This is a genomic window from Staphylococcus ureilyticus, assembly GCF_002902235.1.
In the GTDB taxonomy this organism is placed as follows: domain Bacteria; phylum Bacillota; class Bacilli; order Staphylococcales; family Staphylococcaceae; genus Staphylococcus; species Staphylococcus ureilyticus.
Window position 1 is genome coordinate 20,527 of record NZ_PPRL01000043.1, and the last position, 19,717, is coordinate 40,243.

Consider the following 19,717-nt stretch of genomic DNA (forward strand, 5'->3'; position numbering starts at 1 on the left):
AGGGAATAGGGGTGTAAATAGAATGTTCAAATTCAATGAAGATGAAGAAAATTTAAAATGCTCTTTCTGTGGTAAAGATCAAGACCAAGTTAAAAAATTGGTCGCAGGAAGTGGCGTATATATTTGTAACGAATGTATTGAGCTATGTTCAGAAATAGTTGAAGAAGAGTTAGCTCAATCAGAATCAGAAGGACTAACAGAATTACCAACTCCTAAAGAAATTATGGATCAATTAAATGATTATGTTATTGGCCAAGAAAAAGCTAAAAAATCTTTAGCTGTCGCAGTATATAATCATTATAAACGTGTTCAAAATTTAGGTCCAAATGAAGATGACGTAGAATTACAAAAAAGTAACGTTGCTTTAATTGGTCCAACAGGTAGCGGTAAAACCCTTTTAGCCCAAACTTTAGCTAAAACATTAAATGTGCCTTTTGCAATCGCAGACGCTACGAGTCTCACTGAAGCCGGATATGTTGGCGATGACGTTGAAAATATATTACTTCGTTTAATTCAAGCAGCTGATTTTGATATAGATAAAGCTGAAAAAGGTATCATTTATGTCGATGAAATCGACAAAATTGCTAGAAAATCAGAAAATACTTCTATCACAAGAGATGTTTCAGGTGAAGGTGTACAACAAGCGCTATTGAAAATTCTTGAAGGTACAACTGCAAGCGTGCCACCACAAGGCGGACGTAAACATCCTAACCAAGAATTAATTCAAATAGATACTACAAATATCTTGTTTGTACTTGGTGGTGCATTTGACGGTATTGATGAAGTCATTAAACGCAGACTAGGTGAAAAAGTCATTGGATTTTCTAGTAGTGAAGCATCTAAATATGATGAGGATGCAATCTTAGAACAAATCAGACCTGAAGATTTACAATCATACGGTCTAATTCCAGAGTTTATTGGTCGTGTGCCTATTGTTGCAAATCTAGAAACACTAGATGTTGATGCATTGAAAAATATTTTAACACAACCAAAAAATGCTTTAGTAAAACAATATACAAAAATGTTAGAACTAGATGATGTAGAACTAGAATTTACAGACGAAGCATTGTCTGCAATTAGTAACAAAGCGATTGAGCGTAAAACAGGTGCGCGTGGCTTACGTTCAATTATTGAAGAAGCATTAATCGATATTATGTATGATGTTCCATCTTCTGATGGTGTTGTAAAAGTGGTAATCACTGAAGAAACGATTAATGATGAAAAAGATCCTGAACTATACGATAAAGAAGGAAATCTCGTTAATAAGGAACAAACTTCTGCTTAATAAAATAGTTTGAAAATAAAGGGCTGAATAAAAGCGAATCAATTGATTAGTACTGGTTGCCCTATGAGTTTTGATTAACGTTGTATATATTAGATTATCAAAGTTTTATATTAGGCAATGTTGAAAATTAAGACTAAAAGGCTGAGACATTTTAAATGTGTCTTAGCCTTTTTCTTTTAAAATGGAATATAAATCATATAAAAATACATATAAATAAGTGAAATTGTGTAATATAATAATGAAGTGACTTTAATAGAAAAGAGGGTCGGTAATGAAAATAAATCCTAATGAAATAGAATTATTAATCAGTGCGGTAAAGCCTGAACAATATCCTGAAACTGGTTTGAGCGAGGTAGGACTCAGTGGTCGTTCCAATGTTGGTAAATCATCTTTTATTAATAGTATGATTGGACGTAAAAATATGGCACGAACTTCACAACAACCAGGTAAAACACAAACGCTCAATTTTTATAATATTGATAATCAACTGGTATTTGTAGATGTGCCAGGTTATGGTTATGCTAAAGTGAGTAAAAAACAACGTGAAGCGTTTGGAAAAATGATTGAAAAATATATTTCTCAGAGAACGTCTTTAAAACTTGTCATTCAGCTTGTTGATTTGAGACATAATCCTACAGAAGATGATATTTTAATGTATAACTATTTGAAGTATTTTGATATTCCGACATTAGTAGTTGCTACAAAAGAAGATAAAATCGCTAAAGGTAAAGTACAGAAACATTTAGCCAATGTCCAGCGAAAACTTGAAATGGAACCTGAAGATGAAATTATCAGTTATTCTTCTATCCAAGCGAATAAGCAACAACAAGTATGGGATATAATTGCAAAATATATATAGAAAGTTGAGAAAACGGTTAAAGCCTATAAATTATGACAACTATTTGAATGTAGATTAGAATATTTCTAATTTACGTGTGCAATATGCTTAACTCAAATGATAATTGTGTTATAATTTAGTTATTGTAATATGTATGGAGGGCGTTATAAATGCATTTAATTGCGATAAGCATTAATCATCGTACAGCAGATGTAGCACTAAGAGAACAAGTTGCTTTTAAAGATGATGCCATACGTTCAGCCAATGTTGATTTATTCGAAACTAAATCTATTTTAGAAAATGTAATATTATCAACTTGTAATCGCACAGAAGTATATGCTGTTGTTGATCAAATTCATACAGGTCGCTATTATATTCAACGTTTTTTAGCGAGAAATTTTGGGTTTGATGTTGAAGAGATTAAAGAAATGACTGAAGTAACTGTGGGGGACGCAGCAGTAAGACATTTATTGCAAGTTACTTCAGGCTTAGATTCTGTAGTGTTAGGAGAAACTCAAATTCTTGGACAAATTAGAGATGCATTCTTTATTGCTCAAGAAGAAAATACAACTGGTACTATATTTAATCATCTGTTTAAACAAGCGATTACTTTTGCGAAAAAAGCGCATAATGAAACGGATATTGCAGATAATGCAGTTAGTGTTTCATATGCAGCAGTTGAACTTAGTAAAAAAGTATTTGGCAAAATTAATAATAAAAGTGCTTTGATTATTGGTGCAGGGGATATGAGTGAGTTATCACTCTTGAATTTGATAGGTTCAGACGTAACTGATGTAACCATTGTTAATAGGACTGTGAGTAAAGCACAGAAATTAGCAACTGCACACAATGTTAAATATGAATCTATAGAGGCACTACCACAACTTTTGGCACATGCGGATATTGTGATTAGTTCAACGAGTTCAGATGAATATATCATTACAAATAGCATGATGGCTACGATTCAATCACAACGGAAAAATGATTCTCTCGTGTTGATAGATATTGCGGTTCCAAGAGATATAGAACCAGGCATAGATACGATTCAAGATGTTTTTAATTATGATGTTGACGATTTGAAAGGTTTAGTAGACGCGAACCTAAAACAACGTCAAAATGCTGCTGATGAAATTTTACAAAGAATTCCAGCAGAAATTGATGCACATAATGAATGGGTTAATATGTTAGGTGTTGTTCCTGTTATTCGCGCGCTTAGAGAAAAAGCGATGGATATTCAAGAAGATACAATGAGTAGTATTGATCGAAAACTCCCTGGATTAACAGAAAGAGAACGTAAAGTGATATCAAAACACACTAAAAGTATCATAAATCAAATGTTAAAAGATCCTATTAAGCAAGCAAAAGAGTTGAGTAGTGACAAAAAAAGTAACGAAAAATTAGAGCTATTTCAAAACATTTTTGACATTGAAGCTGAACAAGCCTATAAACCAAAAGAGAAAAAACGCAATGTAACAACAACAAGTCAAATTTTTAGTTTTGAATAAGTAAATGCAAATGGTGATGATATGCAAGAATTTTCGTTCATTAGATTAAATGAACTTATATTATTAATTTATTTATTTAGCATTGCTTGTTATTTTTATGATTTTTTGAAAAAGCATCATAGAGTTAAAATGATTGGTTTTGTTTCATTGGGGATTGTTTGGATGTTACAAACAATCTCTTTATCTTTATATGTAAATGTAACGAAACAAATTCCATTAGGTAATATATTTGATGTGTTTTTTGCTGTAGCATGGCTTATTATTTCTATTTCCATAGTAATCAATGTGATAAAACAAATAAACTTATCTATATTTTTATTTAATATGATTGGTTTTTTATTTATTGCAATCAATACGTTCCAACCTATGCATTATCAAAGCACTGGTGAAAAACTCAATATTATCAATGAATTGCTTATTGTGCATATAAGTTTGGCGGTAATTAGTTACGCATTATTTGCCTTTGCGTTTGTAAATTGTATCTTATATTTAATACAATACAATAATTTGAAGCAAAAACGGTTTGACCAGAAATATTTTAGAATAGGTAGTGTAGCTACGCTTGAACAAGTGGTATTTTACAGTAGTTTAATTGGTTTCATATTCATCATATTAAGTATTGTATTAGGTGCACAATGGGGGTTTAATACATTAGGGGTAAATATCATTGTAGACCCTAAAGTTATTATGTCTTCAATCATAACATTACTATATGGAATTTATTTAATTTTTAGAGTTAAAAAAATGCTAACAAAGCACAAATTAATTTATTTTAATATCATATTGTTTTGTCTTAGTATGATTAATTTATTTTTCGCTTCACATATATCTGATTTTCATCAATGGACAGGTATTTATTGAAGTGTGATTTAGTTGAATGAATAGACTTGTTTCTAGGAGGTTGCGCATGATGCGTAAATTAGTAGTAGGTTCACGAAGAAGTAAGTTAGCTTTAACACAAAGTAGACAATTTATTGATAAATTAAAAATGGTAGATCCAAGTTTAGAAGTGGAAATAAAAGAAATCGTAACGAAAGGCGATCGAATTTTAGATAAACAATTATCTAAAGTGGGCGGAAAAGGTCTATTTGTTAAAGAAATTCAAAATGCTCTATTTAATGGAGAAATTGATATGGCAATTCATTCTTTAAAAGATGTTCCAAGCGTAATTCCAGATGGATTGACTTTAGGTTGCATACCTGACAGAGAAAATCCATACGATGCATATATTGCTAAAGATCATGTTCCGCTAGAATCATTGCCAAACCAAAGTATTGTTGGTACCAGTTCGCTAAGACGTGGTGCACAAATACTAGCAAAATATCCACATTTACAAATAAAGTGGATTCGCGGTAACATTGACACACGATTGAGTAAATTAAATAATGAAGATTATGATGCCATTTTATTAGCTGCAGCAGGGCTAAAACGTATGGGTTGGTCAGATGATATCGTAACATCATATTTAGATGAGCATACTTTGATCCCTGCAATTGGTCAAGGTGCATTGGGTATAGAATGTCGTTCTGATGACAAGGAGCTGCTAGAGCTTCTTGCTAAAGTCCACAATGATGATGTTGCAGAATGTGTAACTGCCGAACGTACATTTTTAGAACGCATGAATGGAAGTTGCCAAGTGCCTATAGGGGGCTATGCTAGTAAAAATAGTGATGGTACAATAGAATTTACAGGACTAATTATGTCACCTGATGGTAAAGAACGTTACGAACATACCGAGCGCGGGAATAATCCTGTTGAATTAGGTGAAAAAGTAACAGAAGTCTTAAATGCACAAGGTGCGTACGAAATAATAAAAGCACTAAACGAAGAACAATAATCGTTCGAGGTGAAAATAATGAGACCAGTTATAGTTATGACACAAACTTCTAAATTTAAACAAGATGATAAGCATATTTTACACAAGCCGTTTATAGATGTAGAACCTTTATCATTTGATATAAATTTATTAGATGTCGACTATGACTGGCTTATTTTTTCGTCAAAGAACGCAGTGAAGTATTTTCAACCATTTCTATCGCAAGTGAACGTAAAAAATTTTGCTGCAATAGGCGCTAAAACTGCAGAATATTGTAAATCATTGGGATTAGATGTATTATTTTATCCTTCAGATTATTCACAGGAAGGTTTTCTTAAATATTTTCAGACTGAAAAAAACAGTAAAATATTGATTCCTTCAAGTGCTTATGCACGCCCTTTAATGCAGAGAAGTTTATATCAACAAGGGTATCAAGTTTGTAAAATTGATTTATACCGTCCAGTACCACATACTAAAAATATTGCAGATGTTAAACGTATGATGCGAAATAATGAGCTAGATGTCATTACTTTTGCGAGTTCATCTGCAGTAAAATATTTTTTTGAGCAAAGTGAAACACCGCGATTTAATCATTATTATGTCATAGGACAACAAACCTTAGACACGGTCAAACAATATGGTTATGATGCAACAACATCAAATATTCAAACGTTAGATTCATTAATAAATAAAGTTGAAGAAAGTTGGGAAAATGATGCAATTTGATAGACATAGAAGATTACGTAGTAGTAAATCTATGAGAGAAATGGTTCGTGAAACACATATACACAAAGAAGATTTAATTTATCCTATTTTTGTTGTAGAACGAGACAATGTTAAAGAAGAAATTAAGTCAATGCCAGGTGTGTATCAACTTAGTTTAAATCTGCTTGATGAAGAAATTAAAGAAGCATATGATTTAGGTATCAGAGGCATCATGTTCTTTGGTGTACCTAATGAAAAAGATGCCATCGGTACAGGCGCTTTTGATCATAATGGTATTGTTCAAGAAGCTACAAGAAAAGCCAAAGCAATGTACAGTGATTTACTCGTTGTTGCAGACACTTGTTTATGTGAATATACTGACCATGGTCATTGTGGTGTTATTGATGAAAAAACAAATGATGTAGACAATGATAAATCTTTACCATTACTAGTGAAAACTGCTATTTCACAAGTAGAAGCGGGTGCTGATATCATTGCACCTAGTAATATGATGGATGGATTTGTTGCAGAAATTAGAGCAGGTTTAGATGATGCTGGTTATTATAATATACCAATCATGAGTTACGGTATAAAATATGCTTCTAGCTTTTTCGGGCCATTCCGTGATGCTGCTGAGTCTGCACCTCAATTTGGCGATAGAAAAACGTATCAAATGGATCCAGCAAATAGAAGAGAAGCATTGAGAGAGCTAGACAGTGATTTACATGAAGGTGCAGATATGATGATAGTTAAACCGGCATTAAGCTTTTTAGACATTATTAGAGATGTGCGAAATACGACTAATGTACCAGTAATTGCATACAATGTAAGTGGTGAATATAGCATGACAAAAGCTGCTGCACTTAATGGTTGGATTGATGAAAAACAAGTTGTGATGGAACAGATGATTTCAATGAAACGTGCAGGCGCAGACATGATTATCACATATTTCTCTAAAGATATTTGTAGATATATTGATGAACAATAAGGAGGCAATTTTAAATGGGATATAATAATTCTATAGAAGCAATGAAGACAGCTGAAAATCTAATGCCAGGGGGCGTAAATAGTCCAGTTAGAGCATTTAAATCTGTAGATACACCTGCGATTTTTATGGATCATGGGGAAGGTTCAAAAATATACGATATTGATGGCAATGAATATATTGATTATGTTCTAAGTTGGGGACCATTAATCTTAGGTCATAAAAATAAACAAGTTAATGAAAAATTACATGAAGCTGTTGATAATGGAACAAGTTTTGGTGCTTCTACATTAATTGAAAACAAGTTAGCAGAATTAGTTATTGATCGTGTACCTTCCATTGAAAAACTACGTATGGTATCTTCAGGAACAGAAGCAACATTAGATGCATTACGTTTAGCAAGAGGTTATACTGGTAGAAATAAAATAGTGAAATTCACTGGATGTTATCATGGTCATAGCGATTCGCTTTTAATCAAAGCTGGATCTGGCGTTGCAACTTTAGGATTACCAGATTCTCCTGGCGTACCCAAAGGTATTGCTAAAAATACAATATCAGTGCCATATAATGACTTGGCATCATTAAAAGTAGCTTTCGAAGAGTTTGGTGATGACATTGCTGGCGTCATCGTTGAACCAGTAGCAGGCAATATGGGTGTTGTACCACCAGTTGATGGATTCTTACAAGGTTTAAGAGATATCACAAATGAATATGGCTCATTATTAATATTTGATGAAGTTATGACTGGCTTTAGAGTAGGTTATCATTGTGCACAAGGTTACTTTGATGTGATGCCAGATTTAACTTGTCTCGGTAAGGTTATAGGTGGTGGATTACCTGCAGCAGCATTTGGCGGTAAAAAAGAAATCATGGACCATATAGCACCATCAGGTAATATATATCAAGCAGGAACATTATCAGGAAATCCGCTAGCTATGACAAGCGGTTATGAAACTTTGAAACAATTAACACCAGAGTCATATGATTATTTCAATAGACTGGGAGATATATTAGAAAGTGGATTAAAAGATATTTTTAAAAAACATAATGTACCCATAACTGTAAATCGTGCAGGTTCTATGATAGGGTATTTCCTGAATGAAGGACCGGTAACTAATTTTGAAGAAGCAAACCAAAGTGATTTAGAAATGTTTAGTCAAATGTATAGAGAAATGGCTAAAGAAGGCGTATTTTTACCACCTTCTCAATTCGAGGGGACTTTCCTTTCTACTGCCCATACAGAAGCGGATATAGAAAAAACATTAGCAGCATTTGATACTGCTTTAAGTCGTATTGTTTAATGTTAGTCATTTAAAAGTTTTATGTTGGTATTTACTACTTAGCCATATTAAACAGTATTTTAAAAGCTTCATTAACAATATTTAATTGTACTTACTTTTTAGAGTTCTTTTTACCTTAATGGGGCGAGGATTCGAAATCAAATTAAGCATTTTGATTTCTAACTCGCTCCATTGTTTTAGTTAGACATGTATATATAACGATACTAAGGAAAGTTGTGAGCATATGAATAAGCATTTAAAAAATAATATAATCGTATTAATATTAGCGCTTATTTTTAGTTTGGCACTAAATGCTGCCCATGTTTTGCTACCATTTATGTTTGGTCCAATTATTGCTAGTATCGTTTGTATACGCTATTTACATTTAGATATAAAGTGGCCGTTTTGGTTGAGCCAAATCGGGTTAGTGCTTTTAGGTGTTCAAATTGGCTCTACGTTTACTAAAAATGTCATATTTGACATTAAAGATGATTGGCTCACGATTGTTTTAATAACAATTATGTTACTTATTTTAGCATTAATCATTGCTTATTTTTTCAAAAAAATTGCCAATGTTAATACTGAAACGGCAATTTTAAGTGTGATTCCTGGCGCTTTAAGTCAAATGTTAATAATGGCAGAAGAAAATAAAAAAGCGAATATCATGGTTGTTAGTTTAACTCAAACATCAAGAATCATTTTTGTAGTTATATTAGTGCCATTTATTTCGTATTTTTTTCAAAGCCCTGGAAATCATTCAACGTCTGGACAGTCTACAGAAGTTTTGACACAGGCTTTAACAATTCCCAATATGGCTCTACTCATTATAGCAATAGTCGTTATTTATTTTGTTATGTCAAAAATAAATTTTCCAACCAAGCAATTACTTGCGCCTATCCTCGTACTGATATGTTGGAACTTAGTTACTGGTGTGACTTTCACATTAGATAATTACATCATTGCTGCAGCACAAATCATATATATGATTCGAATAGGGATACAAATAGCAAAATTACTTGACCAAATGAAAGGAAGAATTGCATTAGCAATAGCATTTCAGAATATTTTATTGATATTATTAGCATTTGTCATGGTCTTGTTTATAGCAACGGTATCTCATCATCAAGTAAATGAACTATTCCTTGGTGCTGCGCCTGGGGGTATGAGTCAAATCGTATTAGTTGCTATTGAAACTGGCGCAGATGTTGCGATGATATCTAGTTATCATATCTTTAGAATTTTCTTTATATTATTTTTAATTGCACCGATGTTAAATTATTTTCTTAAATTTAGAGAAAGGCAGCGTGAAAGCAATAAAAATGGTTAGCGAAATATAACTTTGTAAATCTTTTAATTTTTTACAATAATTTAATATTTAATATATTGAACAACATATTTCTGTTTGATATTATAGAAGAGAAGTACCTCCAGTACTTCATCCTTTTGACCACTCTTCGGAGTGGTTTTTATAAACTTAAATTTTCATGATTTTATGCATATCATTTTTATACATTTATGACATCGATTCACTTTTGAAAGATTCCTAGTTGTTTAATCTAAAAACATGAACAAAAGCTCATGCCAGACTGTCAACAAAGTCTCTAATATGCTTCTCCATGTAGATATTTAAAAATAAATACTATGGGGGAGCATGTCACTTTTTATATCAAAACTAGTTTGATGTTAATGAAAACCTTCACCGTTGTATATATTAGGATTATAAGGACATGATTGTAAGTGAGCGTTATATAGTCCTGCTGCCTCTAAAAATGAGAAGACAGTTACCGGACCTAAAAAACTAAATCCATATTGTTTTAATTTTTTAGAAAGTTCAGTTGCACGCTGATCGACTGTAATCCGTTCACTTGATTGAATATAACCTAAATCGAGTGGTTTATGATCGACATAAGACCATAAAAATTTACTGAAACTGCCGAAATCTTGCTCAATTTTAAAATAACCTTTAGCTTGATTGACAATAGCCTCTAATTTTTTTCTGTTATGAACAATATTAGGAAATGCCATTAACTTATCAATATCTTCTGAAGTCATTTTTACAATTTTAGCTGGATTGAAATTATAAAATGCTTGTTCATACGCTTCTTGTTTCTTTAAAATGGTTAACCAAGATAGACCAGCATGTTGGGATTCTAACGCCATTAATTTAAACAATTTCAAACTATCATATATAGGATGTCCCCAACTTTCATTGTGATAATTAATATATACAGGATCTGTAGTGCCGAACGCACATTCATTCATAAATTTCACTCCATTTTATTGACTTATTTTCATATCCATTATACTATAATCAAGTAAAGAAATATTGTTTAATGGGAAGAGTAAATAAGCTGAAATTTAACAGAGAGTACATGGTCGCTGAAAATGTACAGTTTAACTTATTGAAGGTAGCCCTCATTGAACTTTAGCTGAAATTTGTCAAAACAAAGATAATAAAGTAGGTTAAAGCGTGTTTGAGCGTTAATCATAATTTTAAGTGCTTGAAATTATTAATGTTAATTTCTTGAATTTAGGTGGTACCACGGTAAACCCGTCCTATTTTATAGGATGGGTTTTTATTTATTTAAGGAGGATTTTAAACATGGAAATGAACCCCAAATATAATCCAAACGAAGTTGAAGCTGGGCGTTATGATCAATGGGTCAGTAATGGCTATTTTAAAGCAGCAGAAGATCATTCAAAAGAAACATATACAATTGTTATTCCACCCCCAAACGTAACAGGTAAATTACATTTAGGTCATGCCTGGGATACAACATTACAAGACATTATAACAAGAATGAAACGTATGCAAGGGTATGACACACTATATTTACCAGGTATGGATCATGCTGGCATCGCGACACAAGCTAAAGTAGAAGCGAAACTCAAAGAAGAAGGTTTATCTCGCCATGATTTAGGTAGAGAAAAATTCCTCGAAAAAGCCTGGGACTGGAAAGAAGAGTATGCTGATTTTATCAGACAACAATGGGCAAAATTAGGTTTAGGTTTAGATTATAGTAGAGAACGCTTTACGTTAGATGAAGGACTTAGTAAAGCGGTAAAAAAAGTATTCGTCGATATGTATAATAAAGGACTCATCTATCGAGGTGAATACATTATCAACTGGGACCCAGTTGCACGTACTGCTTTATCTGATATAGAAGTCATTCATGAAGATGTTCAAGGCAAGTTCTATCATTTCAAATATCCTTACGCAGATGGCAATGGGTATATAGAAATAGCAACTACGCGCCCTGAGACAATGTTAGGTGACACTGCAATCGTGGTGAATCCGAATGATGACCGTTATAAAGATGTGATAGGTAAAACTGTAATCTTGCCTATAATTGGAAGAGAATTACCAATTCTAGCAGATGAATATGTGGATATCGATTTTGGTAGTGGTGCGATGAAAGTTACGCCATCACATGATCCAAATGACTTTGAAATTGGTAACCGTCATGATCTAGAGCACATTACTGTTATGGATGAGTCTGGTCATATGAATGCACATGCTGGTAAATATCAAGGTATGGATAGATTTGAATGTCGTGAAGCATTAGTAAAAGATTTACAAGAACAGGATTTAGTGATTAAAATTGAAGAACATGAACACTCTGTTGGACATTCTGAACGTTCTGGTGCGGTCGTTGAACCTTATCTATCCACACAATGGTTTGTTAAAATGAAACCATTAGCAGAACAAGCGTTAAATAACCAAAAAACGGATAATAGAATTGATTTTGTACCTCAAAGATTTGAAAAAACATTTAATCGTTGGATGGAAGAAATTAGAGATTGGACGATTTCACGACAATTATGGTGGGGGCATCAAATACCTGCATGGTATCATAATGAAACAGGAGAAATTTACGTCGGTGAAACACCTCCACAAAATTCAGATGAATGGACGCAAGATGAGGATGTATTAGACACTTGGTTCTCAAGTGCGCTTTGGCCATTTTCAACATTAGGTTGGCCTGATACTGAAAACGAAGATTTTCAACGTTATTATCCAACTAATGTACTTGTAACCGGTTATGATATTATTTTCTTTTGGGTTGCCAGAATGATATTCCAAGGACTTGAGTTTACAGGACAACGACCATTTAATGATGTGTTATTACATGGGTTAGTACGTGCTGAAGATGGCCGTAAAATGAGTAAATCTTTAGGCAATGGTGTTGATCCTATGGATGTAATCGATGAGTACGGCGCAGATAGTTTAAGATATTTCTTAGCCACTGGGTCATCTCCTGGTCATGATTTACGTTATTCTACGGAAAAAGTTGAATCAATTTGGAATTTTATTAATAAAATTTGGAATGCTGCTAGATTTAGTCTGATGAATATTGGTGACAATTTCAAAGTTGAAGATGTTGACTTAACTCGTAATTTATCATTAGCAGATAAATGGATTTTAACACGCTTAAATGAAACAATAGATACAGTCACTGATTTAAGTGAACGTTATGAATTTGGAGAAGTTGGCAGAGCTTTATATAACTTTATTTGGGATGAATTCTGCGATTGGTATATAGAAATGAGTAAAATACCTATGAACGGAGAAGATGAAGATCAAAAACAAGTTACACGTTCTGTATTAACATATGTATTAGATAATACGATGAGAATGTTGCACCCATTTATGCCATTTGTAACAGAACAAATCTGGCAAAATTTACCACACGAAGGTGAAACGATTGTCAATGCAGCTTGGCCAAAATCCAATAATGAGTTAGTATTTGATGAAAGTAAAGAAACGATGCAACAACTTGTTGAAATAATTAAATCCGTAAGACAATCACGCTTAGAAGTAGATACGCCATTATCTAAAGCAATTCCAATTTTTATTCAAGCAAAAAATGAAAATATAAAAGAGACTTTATTAAACAATTCAAACTATATTGATAGATTTTGTCATCCAAGTGAGTTGATTATTAAAACTACAATAGATATCCCTGAAAAAGCAATGACATCTATTACTTCTGCTGGTGAAGTCGTATTACCATTAGAAGGCTTGATTGACATGGATAAAGAAATTTCGCGCTTAGAAAATGAACTCAAAAAATGGGAAAAAGAGTTAGACCGTGTTAATAAGAAACTAGCAAATGAAAACTTTGTTAATAAAGCACCTGAAAAAATTATTAATGAAGAACGTGAGAAAAAGCAAACATATCAAGAAAAATATGATGGTGTACAAGAACGCATTAATCAATTAAAAGCATAGGAGTCCTTAACATGAATTACCTAGACAGCTTATATTGGATACATGAACGAACTAAATTTGGCATTAAACCAGGTGTTAAACGCATGGAGTGGATGCTAGATAAATTAAACAATCCACAATTTAATATCAATGGTATTCATGTCGGTGGTACAAATGGTAAAGGATCAACAGTTGCCTATTTAAGGTCAGCGCTTGTTGACAATGGATATGAAATTGGGACCTTTACATCTCCTTTTATAGAAACGTTTAATGAACGTATAAGTTTAAATGGTGTACCAATTAGCGATGATGCCATTGTAGAATTAGTTCAAAAGGTAAAACCAGTAAGTGAAGCATTAGAAGCAGAAACAGAACTTGGAACAGCAACAGAATTTGAAATTATTACAACGATGATGTTTCTATATTTTGGAGAAATTCATCCGGTTGACTTTGTAATAGTAGAAGCAGGCTTAGGTATAAAAAATGATTCTACAAATGTATTTAAACCAATACTTAGCATTTTAACGAGTATTGGTTTAGATCATGTTGATATATTAGGCGACACATATGTAGATATTGCCAAAGATAAAGGTGCAATTGTTAAACCTGAAACACCTGTTATATATGCTGTGAAGAATGAAGATGCACTTAAAGTCATTCGTGATTTTGTAGAACAACAAAATGCGGAAGGTATCGAGTTAGATAGAGATATCAGTGTGATTTCACAAGGTGAGGAATTTACATATCGCTATAAGAATTATGAACTAGAAACGCTTATTTTGGATATGTTTGGTGAACATCAAAAAGAGAATGCAGCATTGGCAATTACAGCATTAATCGAATTAAATGAATCAGGGTTAGTGGAATTAGATTTTAACAAGATGATCAATGGGATTGAAGCAGTGCGTTGGACAGGAAGAATTGAAAAGGTTAAAGATGATCCATTGATGATTATAGATGGTGCGCATAATTTAGAAAGTATAGAAGCACTCATAAAGACATTAAAAGATTATTATAAAATAGACAATGTGGACGTTTTGTATGCAGCTATCAATGGCAAGCCTATCCACGCAATGGTTGATCAATTAAAAACAATTGCTTCTACAATGTATATTACCGATTTTGATTTTCCAAAAGCATGTACAAAAGAAGAAATTTATGATGAAATACGATTCGAGCAAAAAGAAACTGTAGATGATTTTGTTCAATTTATTGAAAACTATGAAGGACAAGGGTTAGTCATTACAGGTAGTTTGTATTTCATTAGTGAAGTTAAAGCGAAAGTGAATTTCTAAATATTTTTATTTGAATATCATAAAGCTAGTTACTATTCTTTAAAAAATGATGTTTTTGTTAAAAAGCTAGGCTCTTGCAGGTATAATAAGCAAGAGGAGGCGATTCATTGCTGTTATTGTTTGTTGTATGTCCTGTATTATTTAGTTTTCTTTACCAGTTATGTTTTGTAGAAACTTTTAAATTAAAGTATTTGGTAACTAAATCTAAATGTGATTTCTGTAATAAGCAATTGAGGTACAGAGATATCATACCCATATTCAGTTATATTAGACTTTTTGGAAAGGCGTCGTGCTGTAAACAAACGCTTAGTAGATGTTATATCTTAGGTGAAATATTGTCAGTAGTACCAGCACTTTATACACTATTTCATCCAAATGTACAAGCGTTAAGTACTTTCATATGTTTATATTTATTTCTGCTTGTTTTTGCTCTCTATGATATACAAACACTTTCTATCCCATTACATATATTTTTAATATTTGCTTTTGTTAGTGCAATAATTTTTGAGGGTCATCTTAATTATTTTGTCATTGTTACATTCTTTCTACACATATTTTATTTCTTGTTCAAACATGCTATTGGATATGGCGATATATTAATTTGTTCACTTTTATCTTACTTAATACCTTATTCCATCTTTATTAACATACTCTTTCTTACTTTCTTATTAGGCAGTGTAATTTCAACGATATTAGTGCTTCAAACAAAAAAGCGAAAAATTAAAATACCACTTATTCCATTTATATATCTTGCTTTTTGTATAGAGACAGTTTTATTACATTTAAGAATTTTTGAAGTAGGATTAAGATACTTATGATTAATTCAGACAACTATAGCGATTATAAATGCTTAAAAAAGGGTAAAATATAAAAGTAATGATTTAAAATCAATTTAAGGTTGATTTGTAACAAAACTCACCTAATATTGAAAGGAAGTTATAAATTGAGTTTAAATAAAAAGTTTCTATTAAATGATGGTACTACATTACCTCATATAGCATTAGGTACAGTTAATATTCAAGGTGGTAAAGGTGTTAAAGAATTAGAAAATGCATTAAATCTAGGTTATAGCGTCATTGATACTTCTACTAACTACAATAATGAAGGGATGGTAGGTGAAGCTATTCGTCGTTCTAGTATTCCTAGAGAAGAAATTTATGTTAGTGCCAAATTACCAGGTTCGGCTCATGAATATGATAAGGCAATTAACTTGATACAAGAATCTCTTTATAGAACAGGTTTAGATTATTTTGATAAATATCTAGTTCATTGGCCTAATCCTAAACAAGGTAAATATGTGGAAGCTTGGCAAGCATTAGTTGATGCTCAAAAATATGGATTAATAAAATCAATAGGTGTATCTAATTTTATGCCTGATCATTTAGATGACATCATTGAGGCAACAGGAGTTACTCCGGTAACTAACCAAATAGAAATTCACCCATACTTTAATAATAGTGAATTAATTGAAGAAAATGATAAGCGTGGTATTTTATCAGAAGCGTGGAGTCCTTTGGGTCGTGAGATTAATGATGTGCTTATGAATGATACAATTAAAGAAATTGCTGAAAAATATCATCGTACTACAGCACAAGTCATTATTAATTGGGTAAACCAAAAGCATGTTTTTCCTGTAGTTAAAGCATCACAATATAACCATCAACGTGATAACTTTAATTATCTAGACTTTGAACTATCAGATCAAGATATTGCTAAAATTGATGCATTAGACAAAGGTGAAAATGGTCGTGTTGAAGGACAAAATCCTTATGAATACGAAGAGTTTGTATAATAGAATTTAAAGTTACATTTAAGTACTAAAATCTTTAGAAGCTTAGTATTTTAAAAATCTGTGTTTGCTAACTCCTAGAAGCGGGCAATAGAATCGATTAATTTTAGTCGATTTTATTCTCGCTTTTTAATATATTTAAATAACATAAGTATAAATCTGCTAACAGTATAGCATATGCTATTTTAATATTTAAAAATATGATAATATCAAGAAAAGGGAGGGGAACTCATAAAATGGCAGAAAAGAAATTCCCAAAAGATGCAATGCGCGTTTTAAAAGAGACAAGCCGTACGTTTTATATTCCAATTACTTTTTTAGAAAAAGAACTAAAACATTCTGTAGCTTGTGCATATTTAGTTATGCGTGCAATTGATGAAATTGAAGATCATGAAGAAATTAGTAATGATTTAAAGTATCATTTGTTAATGCAAATTAGCGATTTACTTAAAACACCTTTTGATTCAGAAAAATATTTAGAAATCATAAATCCAGTCAAAGATAAATTACCAGAGGTTACAGTAAGATTGGAAGATTGGTTGGATGCTTGCCCTGAACACACACGGTCAATCGTTAGAGAATCTTCTAGTGAAATGGCGTATGGTATGGCAAAATGGGCAAAAGCTAATTGGAGAATTAAATCTCGCGATGATTTAGATGATTATACATATTATGTGGCTGGGCTTGTAGGTGTAATGCTATCTAAACTCTGGGATGTTTGTGCAAACGTTAAAACAGATAGAGATTTAGCAATAGGCTACGGTAGAGGACTCCAGGCTGTCAACATCCTTCGTAATGAGGAAGAAGATCTTGAAGAACGTGACGTAAGCTTTGTTCCAGATGGTTGGACTCGCGCAGATTTATTTGTATATGCTGAAGAAAATTTAGCAAAAGCTGATGAATACATGAAGGCTATCAATAAAAGAACGATATTGTTGTTCTGTCGTTTACCATTAGCGTTCGCACATAAAACATTAAAAGCAATGAAAAATGGACGTGAAAAAATGACACGTGAAGAAGTTGAAAAAACAGTAGAAGAAGTTAAAAAAGAAGAGTAGTTTGATTAAAAGCATAGTTATTTTAATATGTAAGATTTACATGTTGATACTTACTATGCTTTTTAATTATATATAATGTATGATTTTATTTGTCGAATTTTAACGCACTATTATGAGATATCTTTGAACAGACATTAATTTAAGGATGGATTCAGTTATGAAGAGAACGACACTATTAAGTTTATTAAATTTTGTATTTTTAATAATATTTGCTTTAGCATTTTTAACTAATATATTTGGGAAACTCACAATATATTTCATCATCATACTTCCTTTAATCATACTTGGATTAGGCATTTTCATTTTAATAGATAGTTTTAGAAAATATCAGCATGATAGTAATCATTTTGATAATCATAAATTTTAATGATGCAACTGTTTCATATTGAATTAAAAATTTTTAGCTAGAAATTAACAATTATTAGATTAATGAGAAAAAAGTCTACATGAGATATCATTCGTAGTAGAATAAATACATCTCACTTTTGAAATCTTCTAAAGAATCTTATTCCAATGACATTACAAATGATTAAGTTTACCAATATTGTAATACATCTAGATTATTTCATAGGAGTTGTTATTTATTGAAAATAAATGAACTTGCAGATCATCAAAAACCAAGAGAACGTATGTTGAGTCAGGGTGCTAGGTATTTATCACATGCTGAATTATTAGCTATTCTAATTAATACAGGTAGAAAAGGTAGTTCAAGTTTAGACATAGCTAATGAATTATTAAAATCAGTAGATAATTTAAAAGAGTTAAAAGCATTATCCATTAACGATTTAAACAAAATAAAAGGTGTGGGACTGTATAAAGCACTTATATTGAAAGCAGCATTTGAATTAGGAGAGCGCATACATTCTGGAAGCGTCGATGATAAAATTCAAATCACTAGCCCTAAAGATGTGGCGGACTTTATGATGGGTCAGATGGAACACTTAAAACAAGAAAAATTTATTGTACTTTTCTTAAATTCCAAAAATATCGTTATAAAAAAGAAAACAATATTTATAGGTACGTTAAATGCTTCAATCGTACATCCAAGAGAAATATTTAGTGAAGCGATTAAATGTGCCAGTAATGCAATTATCGTTTTACATAACCATCCATCTGGTGATACAACACCTTCAAATGAAGATATTAAAACCACCGAAAGACTTAGAGAATGTGGACAACTTTTAGGTATTGATTTATTAGACCATGTCATTATAGGAGACCATGAATATTTAAGTATGGTAGAAGAAGGATATTTTGATTAAACTGTGTTAGTTTAAATGGAGTTAATATTGCTGATGATATTGAATGGCTCTGTCATTATATACTAAATAGTTATTTTATATCCGAGACATCAAATTAGCTGGCTAAGCAGTAGGCAATATACTTTTAGTTGCGCTATTATTACCTATGATTTATTAAATGCAAATGATTAAAATGATTATAATGCATTTATATAGTACTATTTTGATTTTGACGGTTGGCGGTACAGTTTCATCAACGCGTCTTAATTTTTGAAAGATTAGGATTATTCATTTTTAGTACGGTCGTCGTTAGATTAATTTGGACGTTATTATTGTGTGCTTGTTATTAATGTAAGCGTGTAATTGCGAAAAACAGTCATATGAATTAAAAAAAGGCGCTTATTGGACATCAATGTCTATAAGCGCTAAAATTTTAATTTATAAAACTGAAAAATTGATTATAATTTTCCATTAACCAAAGAATGCCTTGGTATCCTAGGTAAATACATAATACAATTATGCCAACATAGATTAAAAATCTTAAAATAGATAAACCTACTCTAAATAATAAGATAACTAAGAGTGCAAGCAGGATTATAGATAAAATACTCATTGTCTATTCACTCCTTTTAATATAGTTTAATATTAATGCATGAAACATACATCGGTCTATAGTTAAAATATAAATACACCTATAGTCTGATGATA

The 19,717-nt window shown here is 31.8% G+C and carries 18 protein-coding genes and 1 other annotated feature; of the genes, 16 read left to right on the plus strand and 2 right to left on the minus strand.

The window, feature by feature from the left end; translation table 11 throughout:
- Positions 1 to 22: 22 nt before the first annotated feature.
- From clpX to CD150_RS04765, 9 genes are all read left to right on the plus strand, one after another.
- The gene (clpX, locus tag CD150_RS04725) at positions 23 to 1,285 is read left to right on the plus strand and encodes an ATP-dependent Clp protease ATP-binding subunit ClpX (RefSeq protein ID WP_046207660.1); all 1,263 of its coding nucleotides are present in this window, start codon (positions 23 to 25) and stop codon (positions 1,283 to 1,285) included.
- Positions 1,286 to 1,556: 271 nt separating this feature from the next.
- Positions 1,557 to 2,144 (plus strand): ribosome biogenesis GTP-binding protein YihA/YsxC, encoded by a 588-nt coding sequence (yihA, locus tag CD150_RS04730; protein ID WP_046207659.1) that lies wholly within the window; start codon positions 1,557 to 1,559, stop codon positions 2,142 to 2,144.
- Positions 2,145 to 2,293: 149 nt separating this feature from the next.
- Positions 2,294 to 3,628, plus strand: a complete 1,335-nt coding sequence (hemA, locus tag CD150_RS04735) for a glutamyl-tRNA reductase (RefSeq protein ID WP_103161393.1) — start codon at positions 2,294 to 2,296, stop codon at positions 3,626 to 3,628.
- A gap of 21 nt (positions 3,629 to 3,649) precedes the next feature.
- Positions 3,650 to 4,489 carry a cytochrome C assembly family protein gene (locus tag CD150_RS04740; protein WP_064208860.1) on the plus strand — a complete coding sequence of 280 codons (840 nt, stop codon included), beginning with the start codon at positions 3,650 to 3,652 and terminating at the stop codon, positions 4,487 to 4,489.
- A 49-nt stretch (positions 4,490 to 4,538) separates the two neighbouring features.
- Positions 4,539 to 5,465: a hydroxymethylbilane synthase gene (hemC, locus tag CD150_RS04745; RefSeq protein WP_073341771.1), complete on the plus strand. Its 927-nt coding sequence runs from the start codon at positions 4,539 to 4,541 to the stop codon at positions 5,463 to 5,465.
- Between the two features lie 18 nt (positions 5,466 to 5,483).
- On the plus strand, positions 5,484 to 6,170 hold the full coding sequence (locus CD150_RS04750) for a uroporphyrinogen-III synthase (RefSeq protein ID WP_073341773.1): 687 nt from the start codon (positions 5,484 to 5,486) through the stop codon (positions 6,168 to 6,170).
- Complete coding sequence (hemB, locus tag CD150_RS04755; protein WP_046207655.1) at positions 6,160 to 7,137, plus strand: porphobilinogen synthase; 978 nt, start codon at positions 6,160 to 6,162, stop codon at positions 7,135 to 7,137. Before CD150_RS04750 ends, hemB begins: the two co-directional genes overlap by 11 nt.
- A 14-nt stretch (positions 7,138 to 7,151) precedes the next feature.
- Positions 7,152 to 8,435 carry a glutamate-1-semialdehyde 2,1-aminomutase gene (gene hemL, locus CD150_RS04760; protein WP_073341776.1) on the plus strand — a complete coding sequence of 428 codons (1,284 nt, stop codon included), beginning with the start codon at positions 7,152 to 7,154 and terminating at the stop codon, positions 8,433 to 8,435.
- A 223-nt stretch (positions 8,436 to 8,658) separates the two neighbouring features.
- Positions 8,659 to 9,741 (plus strand): AbrB family transcriptional regulator, encoded by a 1,083-nt coding sequence (locus CD150_RS04765; RefSeq protein ID WP_073341778.1) that lies wholly within the window; start codon positions 8,659 to 8,661, stop codon positions 9,739 to 9,741.
- Between the two features lie 356 nt (positions 9,742 to 10,097).
- Here the strand turns inward: CD150_RS04765 and CD150_RS04770 are convergent, their stop codons facing one another.
- Positions 10,098 to 10,676: a DNA-3-methyladenine glycosylase I gene (locus CD150_RS04770; protein WP_073341780.1), complete on the minus strand. Its 579-nt coding sequence runs from the start codon at positions 10,674 to 10,676 to the stop codon at positions 10,098 to 10,100.
- Positions 10,677 to 10,734: 58 nt separating this feature from the next.
- Positions 10,735 to 10,976: a binding site (T-box leader), on the plus strand.
- 40 nt (positions 10,977 to 11,016) lie between these two features.
- Between CD150_RS04770 and CD150_RS04775 the strand changes: the two genes are divergently transcribed.
- The 7 genes from CD150_RS04775 (at position 11,017) to radC (ending at position 19,030) form a co-directional block, all read left to right on the plus strand.
- A complete protein-coding gene (locus CD150_RS04775; protein WP_073341783.1) occupies positions 11,017 to 13,647 on the plus strand; it encodes a valine--tRNA ligase in 2,631 nt (876 codons plus the stop codon).
- A gap of 11 nt (positions 13,648 to 13,658) precedes the next feature.
- Entirely contained in the window at positions 13,659 to 14,921 is a 1,263-nt protein-coding gene (locus tag CD150_RS04780) for a bifunctional folylpolyglutamate synthase/dihydrofolate synthase (protein ID WP_073341786.1), read from the plus strand.
- Between the two features lie 116 nt (positions 14,922 to 15,037).
- Entirely contained in the window at positions 15,038 to 15,739 is a 702-nt protein-coding gene (locus CD150_RS13925; RefSeq protein ID WP_225792172.1) for a prepilin peptidase, read from the plus strand.
- Positions 15,740 to 15,864: 125 nt separating this feature from the next.
- On the plus strand, positions 15,865 to 16,713 hold the full coding sequence (locus CD150_RS04790) for an aldo/keto reductase (protein WP_073341791.1): 849 nt from the start codon (positions 15,865 to 15,867) through the stop codon (positions 16,711 to 16,713).
- A gap of 233 nt (positions 16,714 to 16,946) precedes the next feature.
- Positions 16,947 to 17,768 (plus strand): squalene/phytoene synthase family protein, encoded by an 822-nt coding sequence (locus CD150_RS04795; RefSeq protein ID WP_073341794.1) that lies wholly within the window; start codon positions 16,947 to 16,949, stop codon positions 17,766 to 17,768.
- A 157-nt stretch (positions 17,769 to 17,925) separates the two neighbouring features.
- Positions 17,926 to 18,135 carry a hypothetical protein gene (locus CD150_RS13260; RefSeq protein WP_073341796.1) on the plus strand — a complete coding sequence of 70 codons (210 nt, stop codon included), beginning with the start codon at positions 17,926 to 17,928 and terminating at the stop codon, positions 18,133 to 18,135.
- Between the two features lie 217 nt (positions 18,136 to 18,352).
- Positions 18,353 to 19,030 (plus strand): RadC family protein, encoded by a 678-nt coding sequence (gene radC, locus CD150_RS04800; protein WP_070039347.1) that lies wholly within the window; start codon positions 18,353 to 18,355, stop codon positions 19,028 to 19,030.
- Positions 19,031 to 19,442: 412 nt separating this feature from the next.
- Here the strand turns inward: radC and CD150_RS04805 are convergent, their stop codons facing one another.
- A complete protein-coding gene (locus CD150_RS04805; RefSeq protein ID WP_019468500.1) occupies positions 19,443 to 19,622 on the minus strand; it encodes a hypothetical protein in 180 nt (59 codons plus the stop codon).
- Positions 19,623 to 19,717: the final 95 nt, after the last annotated feature.